7 protein-coding genes are annotated in these 18,731 nt (G+C 72.0%); 4 read left to right on the forward strand and 3 right to left on the reverse strand.

The genetic code is table 11. The features are described from left to right. Nucleotides 1-20 precede the first annotated feature (20 nt). Nucleotides 21-3,197: an SNF2-related protein gene (locus HOO61_RS11295; protein WP_172258759.1), complete on the reverse strand. Its 3,177-nt coding sequence runs from the start codon at nucleotides 3,195-3,197 to the stop codon at nucleotides 21-23. Nucleotides 3,198-3,266: 69 nt separating this feature from the next. Then, complete coding sequence (locus tag HOO61_RS11300) at nucleotides 3,267-3,839, reverse strand: cob(I)yrinic acid a,c-diamide adenosyltransferase (RefSeq protein ID WP_172258760.1); 573 nt, start codon at nucleotides 3,837-3,839, stop codon at nucleotides 3,267-3,269. 132 nt (nucleotides 3,840-3,971) lie between these two features. Here HOO61_RS11300 and HOO61_RS11305 point away from each other — a divergent pair, with 132 nt between their 5' ends. Further along, on the forward strand, nucleotides 3,972-4,304 hold the full coding sequence (locus HOO61_RS11305) for an STAS domain-containing protein (protein WP_172258761.1): 333 nt from the start codon (nucleotides 3,972-3,974) through the stop codon (nucleotides 4,302-4,304). A 32-nt stretch (nucleotides 4,305-4,336) separates the two neighbouring features. On the opposite strand, the gene HOO61_RS11310 is transcribed toward HOO61_RS11305, so the two are convergent. Beyond that, the gene (locus HOO61_RS11310; protein WP_172258762.1) at nucleotides 4,337-15,610 is read right to left on the reverse strand and encodes a putative Ig domain-containing protein; all 11,274 of its coding nucleotides are present in this window, start codon (nucleotides 15,608-15,610) and stop codon (nucleotides 4,337-4,339) included. A gap of 236 nt (nucleotides 15,611-15,846) precedes the next feature. Here HOO61_RS11310 and HOO61_RS11315 point away from each other — a divergent pair, with 236 nt between their 5' ends. Genes HOO61_RS11315 through HOO61_RS11325 form a run of 3 tightly spaced genes read left to right on the forward strand, consistent with a single transcriptional unit; the run spans nucleotide 15,847 to nucleotide 18,731 of the window. Beyond that, the gene (locus HOO61_RS11315; protein ID WP_172258763.1) at nucleotides 15,847-17,892 is read left to right on the forward strand and encodes a protein meaA; all 2,046 of its coding nucleotides are present in this window, start codon (nucleotides 15,847-15,849) and stop codon (nucleotides 17,890-17,892) included. A gap of 31 nt (nucleotides 17,893-17,923) precedes the next feature. Beyond that, nucleotides 17,924-18,151, forward strand: coding sequence for a hypothetical protein (locus HOO61_RS11320; RefSeq protein ID WP_253942369.1), 228 nt, complete (start codon nucleotides 17,924-17,926; stop codon nucleotides 18,149-18,151). Nucleotides 18,152-18,200: 49 nt separating this feature from the next. Continuing rightward, nucleotides 18,201-18,731: a ferritin gene (locus HOO61_RS11325; protein WP_367650128.1), complete on the forward strand. Its 531-nt coding sequence runs from the start codon at nucleotides 18,201-18,203 to the stop codon at nucleotides 18,729-18,731.

The following is an 18,731-nucleotide window of genomic DNA, read 5'->3' on the forward strand; positions in this document are numbered from 1 at the left end:
CACCAGGACGGCTCGCAGCCTCACTCCTCGAACAGGCCTCGGATGTCGTCGGCCGTGATGCCGGTCGACGTGGCGCCGCCGCCGTCGACGACCTTGGCGAAGAGCTCGGCCTTGCGCGCCTTGAGGGCCGTCACCTTCTCCTCGATGGTGTCGGTGGCCACCATCCGGTAGACGAGCACGTGCTTGTCCTGCCCGATCCGGTGGGCACGGTCCACCGCCTGCGCCTCGGCGGCGGGGTTCCACCAGGGATCGAGCAGGAAGACGTAGTCGGCCTCGGTGAGGGTCAGGCCGGTGCCGCCCGCCTTGAGGCTGATCAGGAACACCGGCGCCTCGCCGCGGCGGAAGGCCTCGATGACCTCCTCGCGGTCGCGTGTCGTGCCGTCGAGGTAGACGGTCGCGACACCCTCCTCGGTGAGCCGGTCGCGCACGCGGCGGAGGAAGGAGGTGAACGTGCTGAACACCAGGGAGCGGTGGCCCTCGGCGGTGATCTCGAGGAGGTGCTCGGCGAGCAGCTCGGTCTTCGCGGAGCCGACCCGGTCGTGGGCGAGGTCGACGAGCGCGGGGTCGAGGGCGAGCTGGCGCAGCCGGGTGAGTGCGCCGAAGATGGCCATCCGGTTGCGGTCGAAGTCGTCCACGAGCCCCAGGATCTTCTGGCGCTCCTTGGCGAGGTGGGTGTCGTAGATCCTGCGGTGGCGCGGCTCGAGCTCGACCTCGAGGACCTGCTCCTGCTTGGGCGGCAGCTCGGACGCGACGAGGTCCTTGGTGCGTCGCAGGACGAACGGACGGATGCGGGTGCGAAAGCGCTGGAGCGCCGCCTCGTCCCCGTCCTTCTCGACCGGGCCTACCACGACGTCGCGGAAGCGCCGCGAGGTGGGGTAGAGGCCGGGCGCGGTGATCGAGAGCAGCGCCCAGAGCTCCATCAGCCGGTTCTCGAAGGGGGTGCCCGTGACGGCGAGACGGAAGTCGGAGTCGATCGAGCGGACGGCGGCGTAGGTCTTGCCGAGGTGGTTCTTGACCTGCTGCGCCTCGTCGAGCACGAGTCCGCTCCATCGTCGCCCGGCGAACTGCTCGCGCTCGAGCCGCAGCATGGCGTAGGTGGTGACCACCACGTCGTGGGTGGCGGCGATCTGCGCCACGTCGTCGGTGCGGCGGCGTACGACGCCCACGCGGACGCCCGGCGCGTGGGTGACCGCCTGCTGGCGCCACGCCGTCACCACGCTGGTCGGCGCGACCACGAGGAAGGGCGCCTCGAGCCCGGAGGCACGCACGTGCTCGACGAGCGCGAGCACCTGCAACGTCTTGCCGAGGCCCATGTCGTCGGCCAGGATCCCGCCGAGCCCGTGGGCGTGCAGGAAGGCCAGCCACCAGAAGCCGTCGCGCTGGTAGGGGCGCAGCTCGGTCGTCAGGCTCGCCGGCGGGTCGGGACGCGGCAGCTCGGTGACGTCGCGCAGGGCGGTCGCCCGCTCGACCCAGGCCGCGGCCCGCCCGTCGACGACGCCGAGGTCGGCCAGCTCGGCCCACACGGCCAGGTCGTGGGAGCCCACGCTCAGGCGGTCAGTGTCCGACTCGCGCAGCTGGGCCGCCAGTGCCACCAGCTCGTGCAACCGGGCGAACTCGGGTCGGTCGAGCGTGACGTAGAGGCCGCTGGGCAGCACGAGGAACTCCTCGCCGAGCGTGAGGGCCGCCAGCACGTCGGGGAGCGGGACCTGCTCCCCGTCCACGCTGACCCGGACCTCCAGGTCCAACCAGTCGGTGTGGTCGGGCTGGGCCTCGGCGAGCACGAAGGCGATCTCGGGGTCCTCGGTCGACTCACGGAAGTCGGGAGGCGTGCGCTCCTCGACGTCGACGTCGGCGAGGGTGCGCAGGTGGGGGAGGTCGTGCAGGGCGAACGCGAGAGCGTCGCCTCCGGACACCGAGTCCGGCACCGGCCCCGACGGCGTGGCGGACGGTGCGAGCGAGTCGGGGAGCGTGGCGAGGATCGAGCGCTCTGCGGCAGGGTCGCGCATGCCGTCGAGCGGGTCGGTCGCGGCGAGGTCGCAGCGACGGTCGCCGTAGACCCACTGCCAGCGGAGCTCGGCCGAGGTCGACGACTGCCAGGCCACGGTCAGCGCGAGCCGGGGGCGGGGCGGCGCCGGCACCTCCACGGAGCCGTCGGACGACTCGACCGTGAGGCTGCGCACCAAGGGTGCCACCGCCTCCAGGAAGGCGTCGCGGTCGTCACGCGGTGCGGTCACGCCCCGGCGGTCGAGGACGAGGTCCATCAGCGCGTCGTGGCACGGGTCGACCAGCTCGGCCAGCACCACCTCGTCGTCCTCGAACAGGGCCACGGACGTGGCGGGCCGACCGAGGGGGACCACCTCGCCCCCTCGCCAGCGTCGACCCTGCAGCCGCACGGAGACGTCGAGCCGCAGACCGTCGTCGGTCTCGACCAGGTCGGCCACGACCTCCGCCGGCTCCGGTGCGACGGTGACCGCCGCGAGCCCGGCGCCGGGGACGAGGGTGACCCCCTGTGAGACCGCGTGGCGCAGGGCCGGCACCAGTCGGTCGCCGTAGTCCTCCAGGGCGGAGGGGGCTCCGGCCACGAGGTAGGCGTGGCGGGCGACCAGGCCCCGGTGGAGGGCCCGCAGGGCGTCGACCTGGGCGGGCACGAAGCGCGAGGTCGCGACCGGCCCGGCGATGTCGCTCCACTCCGCGCCGCTGCGCGCCCACCCGCGTCGTGCCCCGGGCCGCACCGGGCGCATCGAGAGCTCGCCGGCCGTGCCGCGGGACCAGCGTGACGCCGGCCGCCTGCTGAGCTCGAGCCCGAGGCGCTGGCCGGTGAGCGTCGAGCGCGCCCGGGCCTCGAGGTCGCCCGTCAGCCGGCCGAGCTGGTGGCGCCAGGCCGGACCGGCGGCCGTGGGCGCGGGGGAACGCAGCGTCAGCGCGACGGCCGCGCCGTGCTTGCACATGCGGGCGACCGGGCACGAGCAGGCGCTGAAGACCCAGTCGACTGCCACGTCGACCTCGGCGTGGAACTGGACCTGGTAGGGGACGGGAGCAGTGCCCAGGACCGTCGCGGTGGCCGTCAGTGAGCTGTCGGTCTCGTGGACGACCTCGATCTCCTCGACCGCCTCGAGGTAGTGCCGGGCGCGGGCCAGCGTGCCGGGGTCGAAGAACCCGGCCAGGTAGGCGTCGGTGAGCGCGTGGCGGATGTCCATGGGTGGCTCATCGTGTCACCGCGGGCCGACAGCGGGCAGGCGCTCTCCACAGCCCCCGGGCGGCGGTTGTCAGCGCTCGCCGCCGGGCACCCAGAGCACGTCGCCGTTCTCGCGGTTGGCGTGGCGGGCGAGGATGAACAGGAGGTCGGAGAGACGGTTGAGGTAGGTGATCGCGAGGACGTTCATGGTGTCCTCGTGCTCGGCCCAGGCCGCCCACCCGGCCCGCTCGGCACGGCGTACGACGGTGCGGGCGACGTGGAGGTGGGCGGCCGCGGTGGTGCCGCCGTTGAGGATGAACGACCGCAGGGCCGGCAGGTCCTCGTTGTAGTGGTCGCACCACGCCTCGAGCCGGTCGACGTAGTCCTGCTCGACGCGCAGCGGGGGGTACGCCGGGTCGGGGACGACGGGCGTGGAGAAGTCGGCACCCACGTCGAAGAGGTCGTTCTGCACGCGGGTGAGGACCGTGACGACGTCGTCCTCGAGGCCGCCGTGAGCCAGCGCGACACCGATGTGGGCGTTGCCCTCGTCGACGCAGGCGTACGCCTCGAGGCGCAGGTCGGTCTTCGAGGTCTCGCTCATGTCGCCGAGCCGGGTGCGTCCGGCGTCGCCGGTGCGGGTGTAGATGCGCGTCAGGTTGACCATAGGGCTGAGCCTAACCGCCGGGACGCGCCGGAAAAGGTGAGGCATCGATGCAACCGAACGGGGTACAACTACGTCAGTAGCAGTGACAGGGGTCACGTTCAGGCGTCGGGGGACGCCGGTGAGGAGCACCGGATGGACATCGTCTCGGACGTCGTCGCGGACATCGCGACGGACGGACACGTGCTCGTCCTGCACGGGGCCTTCGACGTGCGCAGCACGTGGGAGGTCCGCAACGCCATCTACGAGGTCATCGACGTGCTCGACGACGACGTCGTCATCGACATGACCGACGTGTCCACGATCGACATGACCGCCCTGCGCCTGCTGGCGGTCGCAACCCGCCACGCCTGGCTCGCCGGCCACCACCTGACCGTCCGCAACCCCGGCCCGGCCGTGCGCCGGATGGTGCACCTGGCCCGGCTCGCGCACGCGATCGAGGTCGAGCGGGTCGCCGCCACCGCCTGAGCACTGGGGCGACCCGTCCCGGTCGGACCGGCTCAGCCCGCCGGCACCACCTCGATCGCGGAGATCTTGGCCTGGTCGACCACGGAGTCGAGGTCGACGTCGACCTTCCCGTCGGTGACCTGGACCGTGTAGGACTTCACCACCGCTGTCGCGGACCCGACGTCGGCGACGATGTCGTAGTTGTCCAGACGCAGCTGCCCCTCGACCGCCACGTCGAACACCCGCCGTCCGGTCCCGCCGGGCCCGCCTCCGGGGGCGCCGAAGTAGATCTCGGCGAAGTGCAACCGGACCGTGTAGGTCCCGTTCTGGACCGGGATGTCGTAGTCGATGCCACCCGTCGCGGTGGAGTACTCCGACTGGTAGAGGACGTCGTCGGTTGTCCCGGCGACCGCGACGGCGTTGGTGTAGGTCTTGCCGCCCGTGCCGTACTGCTGCGCGCCCCATGCGACCCCGCCCGTGTTCACCGCCGGGCCGCCGGCGTTGATACGCACCGCAGCCTGCGCCCGCGGGGGCGTGGTGACGCTCGCGGTGGCTGACGGGGCTGAGGCGTTCTGGGAGGTGTCCACCGCGAGCACCCGGTAGGAGACCTGGGTGTTGCCCGGCGCTGCGGTGTCGAGCAGCGACAGCCCGGCCACGGGGGTTGCGTTGACCCGCGTCCAGGAGGTCGCTCCGGCCGCCTGCCGCTCGACGACGTAGCCGCCGAGGTCGGCCGCGGCCACCTCGTTCCAGGTGACCCGCACGTCGCTGCCCGTGACGGTCGCGGTGACGCCGGTGGGTGCCGCCGCGGGGGCGGTGGTGTCCGCCGAGGCGACGGGTGCGATGTTCGTCATCAGGAAGACGTTGTCCTGGTAGTCGCAGTTGGCGCTGCCGCCGCCGCACCCGTTCTGGACGAAGTCCTGCCCCACGATGTAGGCCCCGGGGACGGTGCGCCCCCCGATCTCGACCGGCCAGACGCGGATGCCGAGGTTGGCCGGGTCGCTCGACGTCGGCGCTTTGTTGCTGGTGTAGCCCGCGATCGTCAGCGGGAAGCTGCCGCCCGGGTTGGCCTGCCCCTGCTGGAAGGGGGCCGTCGCGGGCGCGGTGCCGCTTTGGGCCACCCGGGGGTAGAACGACTGGCCCCACGCGCCGTCGTGCGAGCCGGAGATCGGACTCGCGATGTTGTCGCCGGTCTCGCCGCAGCACCCGTGAAGCGCGGTCAGCTGGCGCGCGGTGACCGGCCGGGACGGGTCGAGCCGCTTCCAGAGCAGGGAGCGGACCTCGTCGCCCTGCAGCGGGCCGCTGTAGGCGTCCTCGAGCGGCTCGCCTATGGACGTGGTCCAGCCGAAGACCCGGGCGACCTCGGTCATGGTCGGCTCGACCCCGCCCTCGGGCTGCGGCTGCCAGTAGCCGCGCAGCTGAACGGGCAGCTCGGGCGCGTTGGCGGCGTTGGACGTGACGGTCATGGTCGCGCCGTACGCGCCGCGACTGCCCGCCCCGCCGAACCGCACACGCAAGTCGTGGCTGGCACCCGGTGCGACCGTGAGCGGCAACGTGGTGTCGGGGGTGGTGAAGTTGGTCGTGCTGGTGCGCAGTCCCGGGGTGGGGTCGAGTGGAGCAGACAGGGCGAGGCCGGTCACGACGAGTGGGTCGTCGGGATCGGTGTTGCTGATCCGCAACGTCGCGGTGTCGTGTGTGACGGCGTTCGCATGGCTGGGCGTGCTCGTGGACTTGTTGTTGAGGTGGTGCATGACGAGGAAGTCCTCGGCCATGCCGGGGACCACGGTGCCGTTGACCCGCTGCGCGTCCTGGTTGGCGATCGCGATCGCAGCCACGCTTCCGTCGACGATCGTGAGGGTGCGTGTGGCCGTGGTGTCGTTGCCGGCGGCGTCGGTGGCGGTGACGGTGACCGTGTGCGCGCCGAGCCCGGTGACCTCGAGGCGGTCGTCGGCCGGTCGGGTCACGTCCTTGCCGTCCAACGTCCAGTCGACGAACTCGATGCCCGACCCGCCGCGGTCGGTCACGTCGGCGACGACCGTCGCCGAGCGGACGTAGCCCCCAGCGCCGCTGACGCCCGTGACGGACAGGTCGACGGTCGGCGGGATGACGTCGACCTCCGACCCCGACGCGACGCTGACCCACTGCACCTTGGTGTTGCTGCCGGTGGAGGCAAGGGTGAGCCTGCCGTCGGCCACCTCGACCGTGGTAGTCGCCACCCGGTAGTCACCGGCGCCCGAGGGGACGAAGCCCGAGACGAGGGGCACCCCCTCGGCCGCGAGGCCGTGCGAGGAGTCGGCGTAGCCGGGGTCACCCACCGAGGCGGTGACGGTGTAGGTGCCGTCGGCGAGTGCGAGCTCCCACTCCCCGTCGACGACCCCGGCGACCTCGGTGTCGTCCACGATCATGAGCGTGCTCGTCAGTGGGTCCGGGTCTTGCGTGCGGACACGGGTGTCGGCGGTCTTGGCCGCCCCGCCCTCGGTGCGCACCCAGCCGTAGCCGCGCGCTTCGGTGAACAGCTCACCGGTGTCGGCCGACCATCCGGCCGGAGTCGGCGCGGAGGCGGGCTGGAAGCTCACCTGGGCGACCGTCTCCCCACCACCGCCGCTCGTGACGGGGGTGATCTCCAGGTAGTCGAGCTTGGTGTTGGTGCCGCCGACGGCGTCGACGGTGAGCTCGCCGTCGGCGACCTCGACGACCTGCGTGCCGGTCGCGTGGTGGCCCGCGCTCCCCGCCGGCCCGCTGGGAACGTGCGGGGCGGCGAGCAGCGGCACGCCCTCGATGCGCACCTGGTGGGCCTCGGGGTCGGCATTGGTGGCGGGGTCGCCCAGCGCGCCGGTCACCTGGTAGGTGCCGTCCGCCAGCGCGAGCTCCCACGTGCCGGTGTTGCAGTTGTTGGCCGTGCAGTTGGGTGCGCTCTGCTGCTGGTACTGCATGTGCATGAACGTGTCGAGGCGCTGGTCCGCGGCGAGGTTGCGGTCGCGGCCCGACGTCGTGCGCCCCTCGGGAGCCGATGTCGTGGCGTTGATCCAGCCGTAGGTCAGGCCGCCCTGGTCGGTGAGGGTCCTCGCCCCGTACGCCTGTCCGAAGTCACGCAGGTAGCCGGTCGGCACCGGCGCGGCCTCGCTCTGGAAGTTGACCCGGATGCCCTGGCCCGGGGGCTGGGTGCCACCGGCGGGCTCGACGTTGCGCACGATGAAGACCACGTCGTTGTAGTCGAAGCCGGAGGTGTGCTCCTCGGTCGCGACGACGTAGGCGTGCGGGACGCGCTGTGCACCCTCGACGAGCGGGTAGACGCGGACGTGGTTGCCGATCGCGCCGCTGAACGTGTTGAGCGAGTCCTGGCTGTGCACCAGGCGGTTGGCGAAGAAGGGCCAGCGCGAGACGAAACCGAACGTCGCCTGGCCGGGGTCGAACTGCAGCGCCCCGGTCGTGGTCGGCGTCAGAGTCTGCCCGTTGGAGGCGGGCGAGTTCGACACCGAGAACAGCGGTTGCCGGTCGGCGGGCGCGGCGTCGTCGTACCACGAGACCTCGGTCACCGGGTTGGTGTCGGTGGGTCCGAAGACCGAGATCGGCTCGACCGTGACGGGGCCGTCGGCGAAGCGGGTGAAGGTCTCCACGTCGATGCTGTCGCCGAGGGTGGGGGAGACGCGCTCGCTCGAGCTGGAGTGGATCTCGTTGGAGGTGTCGTTGTCGTCCCCGGTGTCGATGCCGAGCTCCCACGCGTCGAAGACGTACTGCAGGGAGGGCTCCGCCGAGCCGCCGAGGCCGTCGGTGCCGAGGCCGCGCAGCGAGACGGACGGCGCGCTGCCGGCGCTGAGGGACAAGCCCAGGGAGGCGGGTGCGACGCCCTCGCTGCTCGGGTCGAAGCCGATCTGGACGGTCATGGAGGCTCCCGGCGCGAGCGTGGCCGGCAGCGGAGTGCTGGTGGTCCGGGAGTACGCCGCCGCGCCGGCGCCGCTGACGTCGGCCGCGGTCACCGTGGTGGCCTCGCTCCCGTCGTTGGTCACCCTCACGGTCCCGAGGGTCCGCGAGCCGGCCGAGGTCACCTGGTTGCCCACCAGACGACGGGTGCTCAGCGAGACGTCCGCCCCGCCCTGGCCGTCGGGCACCCGCAGCAGGTAGAGCCGCGGCTGACCGCTGCTCTGGTCGTAGGAGTTGACGTAGAGGTTGCCGGTGTCGAGGTCCTCGACGATGTCCAGCGGGTCGTCGAAGCCGGAGAAGCCGCCGATCGTGGATCCGGCCTGGCCCCCCTCGACCTGGCCGTTGTCAGCGGCCTCGAGCGTGAAGACGTCGTCGAAGTTGGAGAACCGCACGACCATCAGACGACCCTTGAGTTTGCCCCCGAACGTGTTGGAGCGGTACTCGATGATGCCGTTGGGTGACTTGTTGAACTCGAAGTCGTAGGCCCACCCGCGGTAGTTGCGGTCGGGCGCCACCGAGGCGGCGTACTTCGAGCCGCCCGAGCCGGCGCCCTCGGGGTTTCCGCCGTTGTTGAGGACCCACTCGCAGCGCGAGGGGTTGGGGTGGCCGTAGTAGCCGCCGGCGTCGACGTCGAAGAGGAAGTCACGCTGGGTGTTGTGGTTGGTCACCGCCGGGACGCTCGGTGAGGTGTAGGGCGTTCCGTCGATGCGTCGCGTCGCGCACTCGGACGTGACGTCGCCTCCGGGGACCTGGCCGGTTCGGGTGAGGGTGCCGCCGCTGGCGGTGACGCCCGGGCTGTTGCCGCCGCTTGCGGTGCCGTTGGTCGGCACGTAGAGGCTGCCGTTGGAGGCGTGCACGAGGTCATAGGCGTTGCGGATGCCCGTGGCGTAGATCTTCAGCGGCGCACCATTGGCGAAGGGGTCGTAGGAGCCGCCCTTGTCGACGGTCTGGACGTCGACCGGTCCGGAGGCCTGCACCCGTTGCCAGGTGGCTGCCGGGTCGAAGGTGAGCATGGCTGCGGTCAGCAGCGTCTCGCCCCGGTTGCCCCATGCGCCGTCGGGATCTCCCGCGGCTTGGTTGGAGCCCTGGAGGAAGTAGAGCTGCCCGCCGGGGCCGTAGGAGATCGAGTTGGACAGGTGGTCCTTCTGCGAGCGGGGGAGGTTGACGAAGACGTCGGACACCACGGGGTTGGACACCCCGCCCGAGAAGTCGACGCGGCTGAGCTTGGATCCGAACGCCTGCGATTCGTTCCCGATGTTGGCCGTCGCGTGGGTCACCCACGCCACGCTGGGGTCGGTGCGGTCGAAGACGAGCCCGACCGCAGCGCGGCCCAGGAAGGCGTTGATCGGCTGCTCGGCACCGAGCGTCCCGTCCGCGTTGATCGGGTAGCGGAACATGCCCTGCCCGATGGTGGTGGCCCACAGGTGACCCTGGTGGACGACCAGCGAGGCGAAGTACTTGCCGTTCTTGCCGAGGTCGACCTTCTGGAAGTCCACGCCGGTGACCGGGTCGAAGGTGCCGTCGGGCGGCTCCACCTCACCGGTGCCCGTGGTGAAGAGGGACCGGAACGGGACGAACGTGCGACCGCGGGTGTCCTTCACCCCGTCGACGACGAAGCGGTAGGTCGTGCTGGGCTTGAGGTCGCCGGTCTGTTGGAAGTTGATCGAGTCCCCGCCACCGGTGGTGTTGCGGTTGCCCCCGACCTCGACGTCGGGCGCGCTGCCCGGGACGACCTCGAAGAGCCGCACGCTGTCCGCGGTGACCGTCGCCGGGTCGACCGGACCAGGCTCGGCGCTCGTGCCGACCAGGTGCACGTCGCTCGCGACACCCTCGCCCAGCGGCGCGCCGAGCGACCGGTTGGCCGGGCGTGCCTGCACGACGAACGGCAGGGGGTCGGCCGTGGTCGTGCTGGCCGAGCGGATCTCGACGTAGGCGAGCTTCGTGTTGGTGCCACCGGTGGCGTTGATCGTCAGCTCGCCGTCGACCACCCCGACGCGCGTGGTGGCGGTCTCGAACTCGGCGGAGGCAGTGCCGGTGAACCCCTCGACCAGCGCGGAGTTCTCGACGTTGACCGCGTGGAGACTGTCATAGCTCGTGGCCCCCGGCTGGTCGCCGACCGCGACCGTCACGTCGTACGTCCCGTTGTCGACCGCGAACTGCCAGTCACCGTCCTGGCACACGTTGGGCGGGCAAGCGGCGTTGGGCACGTCGGCGAACTGCATGTGGATGATGGAGTCGAGCCGCGGGTCCACGCCGGTCCGTCCGCGCACCCGGCCGTTCCCGACGAGCGAGAGCGCCTCCTCGCTGTTCTCCTTGACCCAGCCGAAGACGTGCTCGCCGCCACCCTGCTGGGCGCCGGTGCGCTGGCCGTAGGCCTGGCCGTAGTCCTTCAGGTAGCCGGCGACCGGCGTGCCGGCCTCGGAGGTGAAGTCGACCTTGACGTCGAGCGGGGTGAACGGCTCCACCACCCCACCGATGAGCTCGGCGGAGAAGTCGGCGAAGGACACCACGACCTGGTCGGTGGCTGCGGCTGCGCGCTTGGTGGCGTACAGGCCACCGAAGCTGACCGGTCCACCCGTCCCGGAGGGCAGGTCGGCACCGGCCAGGAACGCCTCTGGCACGGGCAGCTGGGTCGAGCCGTCGGTGTTGGCCGCGTCCGTCAGGACCGTCGGCTGGCCGTCACCCACGGCGTAGGAGCCGCGCACCACCGGCTGCGCGCCGGAGCCGTCGACCTGCAGGACCAGGCGCACGCGCTGACCGCTCGGGAAGGGGGTCGAGTTGAGCTCGTAGGTGGTGGCCGGCTGCGCGATCCCGCCGACCTCCTTGAGCAGCTGCACCTTGTTGGTCGTCGCTGTGATCCGCACCACGGCCAGCTTGACGTAGTTGTCCTCGTCGAGGCCGAACCACAGTCCGCCCTGCTGGCTCTGCGTGCTGGTCGTCGCTCCGGTGCTCGGGAAGGTCGGGTCGACCACGGTCGTCGCGAGCTCGTAGCCGGCGGTGCCGCCCGCGAGGCCGACACCCAGGGTGTTGAGCTGCGAGTTGGTGCCGGCGCTGTCGGCCGGACGCCGGTAGGCGATGCCCTTGGTCGCGGTGATCCGCAGGTTGCCGGCCGACTGCGCGAGCAGGCCGGGCTCGAAGCCGGGTACGTCGGGCGTGCTGGGCGTCGTCGGGGCGGGAGCCTGGTCCACGTTGCCGCGGGTCGACGGGTCGTCCACGATCGTGAAACCGGTGCCGGCCAGGCCGCTCTGCGAGCTGTCGAAGTCGAGCACGTATGGGGTGTCGACCCGCACCGTGGAGCAGGGCTCCGTGGTGATCGGGAGGCAGGGTGCGCCGGGCTCCGCGACGGTGATCCGGATGGTCCGGGTGCCGGTCGATCGACCGTCCGAGGCGGTCACGACAACGTCGTACGGGCTTGCGCTCGACGTGCCGACGGCCGGCGTGCCCGCCAGGGTGGCCGTGCCGTCACCGTTGTCGGTGAGGGCGAGGCCCTCGACGTCGAGGTCCGAGGTGATGGTCACCTCGTCACCCTCGGCGTCGGTCGCGGTGACGGTGACCGGGTCGAGAGCCACACCCTCGACGGCCGCGACGTCGCCGACCGGTGCGATCACCGGTGCCGTGTTGGGGACCTCGTGCGCCTGGGCCGAGAAGTCGCCGAACGTCACGGGCGTCACGTCGCCGACGGCGGCGTTGCGCTTGGTGGCGAACAACCCGGCGAAGGACTGGGCCGCATCGCCGCCGACCGCCGTGCCGTCCAGGAAGGACTGCGGCGCGGCGACCGCATCGGTGTCGACGGTGTTGGTCGGGTCGACGAGCAGCGTGCGCGTGCCGGCACCGACGGTGTAGAAGAGCTGGGCCTGCCCGCCGGAGCCCGCCGTGTCCACGACCTGCAGCTCGAGACGGACGTCCTGCCCGCTCGGGAACGCCGCGCTGTTCAGCTCGAACTCGGTGCCCGGGGTGGCGACACCGCCCACCTCGCGCAGCAGCTGGACCTTGTTGGTGGTCGCGGAGACCCGGGACACCACGGCTTTGACGTAGTCGTCCTCGCCGAGGCCGAACCACAGCCCGCCCTGCTGGGCGCCGTTCGTGCTCCCCGGGAAGGTCGGCGCCACGATCGTGGTGGTGAGGTCGTAGCCGGTCGCGGAGCCACGCACGCCGACGCCGAGGGCGTTCAGCTGCGCGTTGGGCGCGGTCGCCGCCGGGCTCTGCCCGGGCGCGCGGTACATGATGCCCTTGGTGGAGGTGATCGTGAGCTGCTCGTCGCCGGCCGTGAGCAGACCGGGCTCGAAGCCGGGGGCGTCGGCGTACGTCGGGGTGGCGGGGGCCGGCGCCTGGTCGACGCCCAAGCGCAGCGACGGCGGGTCGACCATCGTGAAACCGGTGTCGTCGAGACCGCCCTCGTCGCCGGTGAAGGCGAGCGAGAAGGGCAGGTCGACGGCGAGGTCGGCACACTCGAGTGTGGACCGCTTAGGGCACGGGGTGGCCGGTGCGGCCGCCACCACGACCTCGAAGGTGGCAGTGTCCTCGCCACCGTTGCCGTCGGTGACGCTCACGGTGACCGTGGACGTGCCCTCCTCGGTCGGCGTGCCGGTGAGTGCGACGCCGGTGGTGGTGCCGGTGCCGGTCATCCCGGCCGGCAGGCCTGTGACGGTGCGGGTGAGCTCGTCCCCCTCTTCGTCCGTGGCGGGCACGAGCACGATGGTGTCCACGGCTTCGCCCACGGTCGCCTCGACCCTGGCCGGGGTCGGGTCGCCGGCCACGGGAGCGTCGTTGACCTCCTCGACGGTGATGGCGAAGGTGTCGCTCGCCTCGGCGCCGTCGGAGTCCTCCGCGGTGACGGTCACCGAGAAGGTGCCGCCGACGGTGGGGGTGCCGCCGACGACACCGGCCTCGGCGTCGAAGGACAAGCCGGCGGGCAGGCCCTCGACGGTGACGACGGGCTCGCCGTCCTCCTCGTCGGTCGCGGTCACCGCGACCGGGTCGACCGCCTCGCCCTCGACCGCGGTCACGTCGTCGAGCGGCGCGAGCACCGGTGCGTCGTTGACGGGGGTGACGGTGATGGTGAGGGTCTCGGCCGAGGAGAGGCTGCCGTCGCTCGCGGTCACGGTGACCGGGAAGCTGCCGGACCGCTCCGGGGTGCCGACGACCCGGCTGCCGTCGAGGCGGACCCCGGCCGGCAGGCCGGAGGCGGTCAGCGTGACGGGGTCACCCTCAGGGTCGGTGGCCTCTACGGTGATCGGCTTGATCGCCTGGTCCTCGTCGGTGCTCACGTCGGGCAGCGCCGTGATGACCGGCGCCTCGTCGACGTCGGTCACCGTCACGGCCACGGTGGCCTCGTTGCTGAGCAGGCCCGCGCTGGCGCGCACCGTGAGGTCATAGGCCTTGACGTCCTCGAAGTCGACCGGGGCGGCCAGGGTGAGCTCCCCGGTGGCCGCGTCGAGCGTGAACCGGCCGGCGCCGTTGCCCGCCGTGATGGAGTAGGAGACGGTGTCGTCGTCGGGGTCAGTGGCCTCGACCGTGCCGACGATGGCGCCGGCGGCGGCCGACTCGGAGACCTCGAGCTGCTGGTCGTCGATCACGGGAGCGCGGTCGTCGCGCGGCGTCACGTTGACCGTGATGGTCGCGTCGACGCCGGTCCGGCCGGGGGCGTCCTTGACGGTGGCGGTGAAGGTCCTCACGCCCGCGGAGGCGGTCGCCGCGTCGCTCTTCACGGTCACGGTGCCGTCAGCAGCAACAGCGAAGTCAGCGTCTGCGCTGGAGAAGGCGAGCGTCGCCGTCTCCTCGTCGGAGGCCGTCAGCGTGCCGACGCGTCCTCCGACAGCCGTGCCCTGACCGACGGTGAGAGTCTGGTCCGGCATCACCGGCGCGTCGTCGACCTCGGTGGCGGTGACGGTGAACGTCGTCGCCGCCGGCGTCGAGGTGCCGTCGGTGGCCGACACCGTCACCGTGGCCTTGCCGGCGCGGGTCGGGGTTCCGGCGACCCGGCCGGCGTCGTACGTCAGGCCGCTGGGCAAACCGGTCACGGTGATCGTGACGTCCTCGCTTTCGGGGTCGGTGGCAGCGAGAGCGATCGGGCTGATCGGCTGGTCCTCGGGGGTCGTGACGTCCTCGACGCCGTCGATGACCGGGGACTCGTCGACGTCGGTGACGGCGATGGAGACGGTGGCTGTGTCGCTGAGCCGCCCGTCGCTCGCGCGGACGACCACGGTGCGGGTGGAGCCGGCCTCGTGGTCCAGCGGTGCCGTCGTGGTGACGACACCGGTCGCGGGGTCGATGGCGAAGCCGTCGCCTGCCACGCTCCACGTCAGTCGGTCCCCGTCCGGGTCGTCGCCGACGACCGTGCCGACGCGGGCGCCGGCCGGGCCCTCGGCGACCTGCATGGACGCGTCGTCCACGACGGGGGCCCGGTTGTCCGGCGCCGGCTCGCGAACGACGCCCAGGGCGAGCACCTCCCAAGCCGAGGTGTCGAGGCCGTCGTCGGTCCGGAAGCGGGGGGCGTAGGCGCCGACCGAGCCCGCGGGCGGCGTCCCGGAGACGACGCCGGTGGCGCGGTCGAGCTCGAGCCACGCAGGCAGGGTCGACGCGTCCGCGCGGTAGGAGACCGGCTCGGGCGCGCCGTCGGGGTCCGCGCCGACGAGCTGGACGCTCAGGGCGCTCCCAATGGTTGCGGCGCGCGCACCGGGGGCGGTGAGGGTGGGTGCCTGGTTGCGCACGGTGAGCCGGTAGGAGACCGAGGCGACGGCCAGGCCGTCGGAGACCTGGCTGGTGACCTGCCACCCCATCCCCACCGCGGAGGAGGGCACCGTCCCGGTGACGGCGCCGGTGGCGGGCGACGCTGCCAACCAGGCGGGGCTGCCCGCCGGCGTGCGCCCGGTGAGGGGGGCGAACGTGGTGACCCACGTGAGCTCGCGCGGGCCGCCGTCACGGTCGGTGGCCGACGGGGTGACGCGCACCGGGGCGCCGGCGGTCGCGACGACGTCGGCGACCGGAGCCACCACGGGAGCGCCGTTGCGCCGGACCCGGACGGTGAATCGCTCGCGGTCGGACCGGCGTCCGTCGGTGACGGTCAGCACGACGCGGTAGCGGCGCCCCTCGGCGGACTCGGGTGCGCGTCCCTTGAGGACGCCGGTGCGCTTGCTGAACCTGGCCCAACGCGGCTTGCCCGCGACCCTGAACCGCAGGCGCCGCTCCGGACCGTCGGGGTCGGTGGCGCGCGGCCGGACCACCAGGCGCTCCCCGATGACGAGGTTCGCGTTGCCGATGGAGGCCAGGCGCGGGGCCTTCGGACCCGACGGCGCTGCGGCGACCGGGCCGAGGCCGGTCAGGACCAGGACGGCCAAGAGCAGCGCCGTCAGCGCGGTGCGCTGGGTCCGGGTCGAGCAGGCACGGTTGGAACGGTTGTTCTGCGACACGACGAAATCCCCACGAGATCCCCCACGGAGGAGCCCCCTGCTCCTCACCGAGCCGTCATGTGACCACGATCGTCACGTCAGGCGACCCCTGACAACGTCGGAGACTTCCCGAAGATTTGACCGACCCGCACCCCTTCAGGCGGCGCACGGCAGCAGCCGGCCGGACCGCGGCCATGAGGCATCAGTCACACGCAGGGCCGGTGACTGGTGGGTAACCGTCGCCCTACTGTGTCGCCATGACGGAATCTCCGGCCACGCCCGCGGTCCACCAGAAGGACCGCCCCTGGGTGATGCGCACCTACGCCGGCCACTCCACGGCCGAGGCGTCCAACGCGCTCTACCGCACCAACCTGGCCAAGGGGCAGACCGGGCTCAGCGTGGCCTTCGACCTCCCGACGCAGACCGGCTACGACCCGGACAGCCCGCTCAGCCGCGGCGAGGTCGGCAAGGTCGGCGTACCCGTCCCGCACCTGGGCGAGATGCGCAAGCTCTTCGACGACATCCCGCTCACCGCGATGAACACATCGATGACCATCAACGCGACGGCCATGTGGCTGCTCGCGATGTACCAGGTCGTCGCGGAGGAGCAGAACCCCGACCTCTCGCCCGACGAGGTCGCCCACCTGCTGGCCGGCACGACGCAGAACGACATCATCAAGGAGTACCTGTCCCGGGGCACCTACGTCTTCGGGCCGGAGGCCTCTCTGCGCCTGATCGCCGACATGATCGCGTACACGGTCCACGAGATCCCGAAGTGGAACCCGATCAACATCTGCAGCTACCACCTGCAGGAGGCCGGCGCGACGCCCGTGCAGGAGCTGGCGTACGCCATGTGCACCGCGATCGCCGTCCTCGACCAGGTGCGGAGCTCGGGCCAGGTCTCCGAGGACGACTTCGAGAAGGTCGTCGGTCGCATCTCCTTCTTCGTCAACGCCGGCGTCCGGTTCGTCGAGGAGACCTGCAAGATGCGGGCCTTCGTGCAGCTGTGGGACGAGATCACGCGCGAGCGCTACGGCGTGCAGGACCCGAAGATGCGCCGCTTCCGCTACGGCGTGCAGGTCAACTCGCTCGGCCTCACCGAGGCCCAGCCGGAGAACAACGTCCAGCGCATCGTGCTCGAGATGCTCGGCGTGACGCTGTCCAAGGACGCCCGCGCCCGGGCGGTCCAGCTGCCGGCGTGGAACGAGGCGCTCGGGCTGCCGCGGCCGTGGGACCAGCAGTGGTCGCTGCGCTTCCAGCAGGTGCTCGCCTTCGAGTCCGACCTGCTCGAGTACGACGACATCTTCGCCGGCAGCCACGTCATCGAGGCCAAGGTCGCTGAGCTGGTCGAGGGCGCCCGGGCCGAGATCGACCGGGTCCAGGCGATGGGCGGGGCGATCGCGGCCGTGGAGTCGGGCTACATGAAGCAGAACCTCGTGTCCGCCCACGCCGCCCGCCGGGCCCGCATCGAGTCCGGCGAGGAGGTCATCGTCGGGGTCAACCGGTTCGAGACGACCGAGCCGTCCCCGCTGACCGCCGACCTCGACGCCGCGATCCAGGCCGCCGACCCCGAGGCCGAGCGCGCCGCGCTGGCCAGCCTCGAGGCGTGGAAGGCGCAGCGTGACGAGACCGAGGTCGCCGAGGCGCTGGCGGCGCTGGCCGAGGCGGCCAAGACCGACGCGAACCTGATGAAGCCCACGCTGGCCGCGGCCCGGGCGGGCGCCACGACGGGGGAGTGGGCCGGAACCTTGCGCGAGGTCTTCGGCGAGTTCCGCGCGCCCACGGGTGTCAGCGGCGCCGTCGGTGCGGTGTCGGACGCGGGGGCCGCCGGAGCCGAGCTCGCCGCCGTGCGGGAGCGGGTCCGGGCGACCGGCGAGGAGCTGGGCGGTCGACTGCGGGTGCTGGTGGGCAAGCCGGGGCTCGACGGTCACTCCAACGGCGCCGAGCAGGTCGCCGTACGAGCGCGCGACGCCGGCTTCGAGGTGATCTACCAGGGCATCCGGCTCACGCCCGAGCAGATCGTCGCCGCGGCCGTGGCCGAGGACGTCCACCTCGTCGGCCTCTCGATCCTCTCCGGCTCGCACATGGAGCTGGTCCCCGACGTGCTCGACGGGCTCGAGGCCGCGGGGCTCGGGGACGTCCCGGTCATCGTGGGCGGGATCATCCCGAGCTCGGACGCCCGGGCGCTGATCGAGCGCGGCGTCGCCGCGGTCTACACGCCCAAGGACTTCGGTCTGACCGAGATCATGGGCGGCTTCGTGGACGTGATCCGAGCTGCCCACGGCTTGGACGAGGACAGGTAAGGCTGGCCTAACCCTCTGCTACCCTCCCGGCGTGGGCAAGAAGGACAAGAAGCTGGGGGCCAAGGCGGGCGACCCCGTCCGGCTGACGCGCAAGCTCCCCAAGACCGAGTGCTGCGTGGCGAAGAAGCGCTGCCAGCGCTGCCCCCTGCGCATGCTGAAGGAAGGCACCCTTCCCGCCGGCTACACCGTGCACAAGCGCAAGCTGGTGCGGCTCGATGGCAAGAAGGTCACCAAGAAGAAGCTCGCCAAGGCCGCCTGACGTCCCGGCCGACGCGGCGACCGCCCCGTACCCCCACCGAGGAGCCCACGTGCCCGCCTCCCGCTTCGTCGAGCAGCTCAACGCCCAGATCGGCAACGAGCTCGCCGCCCACAACCAGTACCTCGCCTGCGCGATCTACTACGACGCCCTCACGATGCCCCGCATGGCGGCCTTCTTCTACGAGCAGGCGCTCGAGGAGCGCGGGCACGCGATGATGATGGTCCAGTACCTCGTCGACACCGACGCCGAGGTCGTCATCCCGGGCGTCGACGCGCCGACGTCGACGTTCGCGGACGTGGTGGCGCCGGTCGAGCTCGCCCTGGCCCAGGAGCGCCGGGTCACCGACCAGATCAACGGCCTGCTGCGCACCGCGCGCGAGGAGGGCGACTTCGCGTCCGAGCAGTTCATGCAGTGGTTCATCAAGGAGCAGGTCGAGGAGGTCGCCACGATGAGCGACCTGCTGGCCGTGGCCACCCGCAACCGTGACGACATCGAGGACATCGAGGAGTACGTCGCCCGCGAGCACGGCGACGAGGGGGAGGACCCCACGGCTCCGCGCCAGGCCGGCGCCGGGGGCTGA

The sequence above is a fragment of the Nocardioides sp. zg-1230 genome (assembly GCF_013155335.1).
In the GTDB taxonomy this organism is placed as follows: domain Bacteria; phylum Actinomycetota; class Actinomycetes; order Propionibacteriales; family Nocardioidaceae; genus Nocardioides.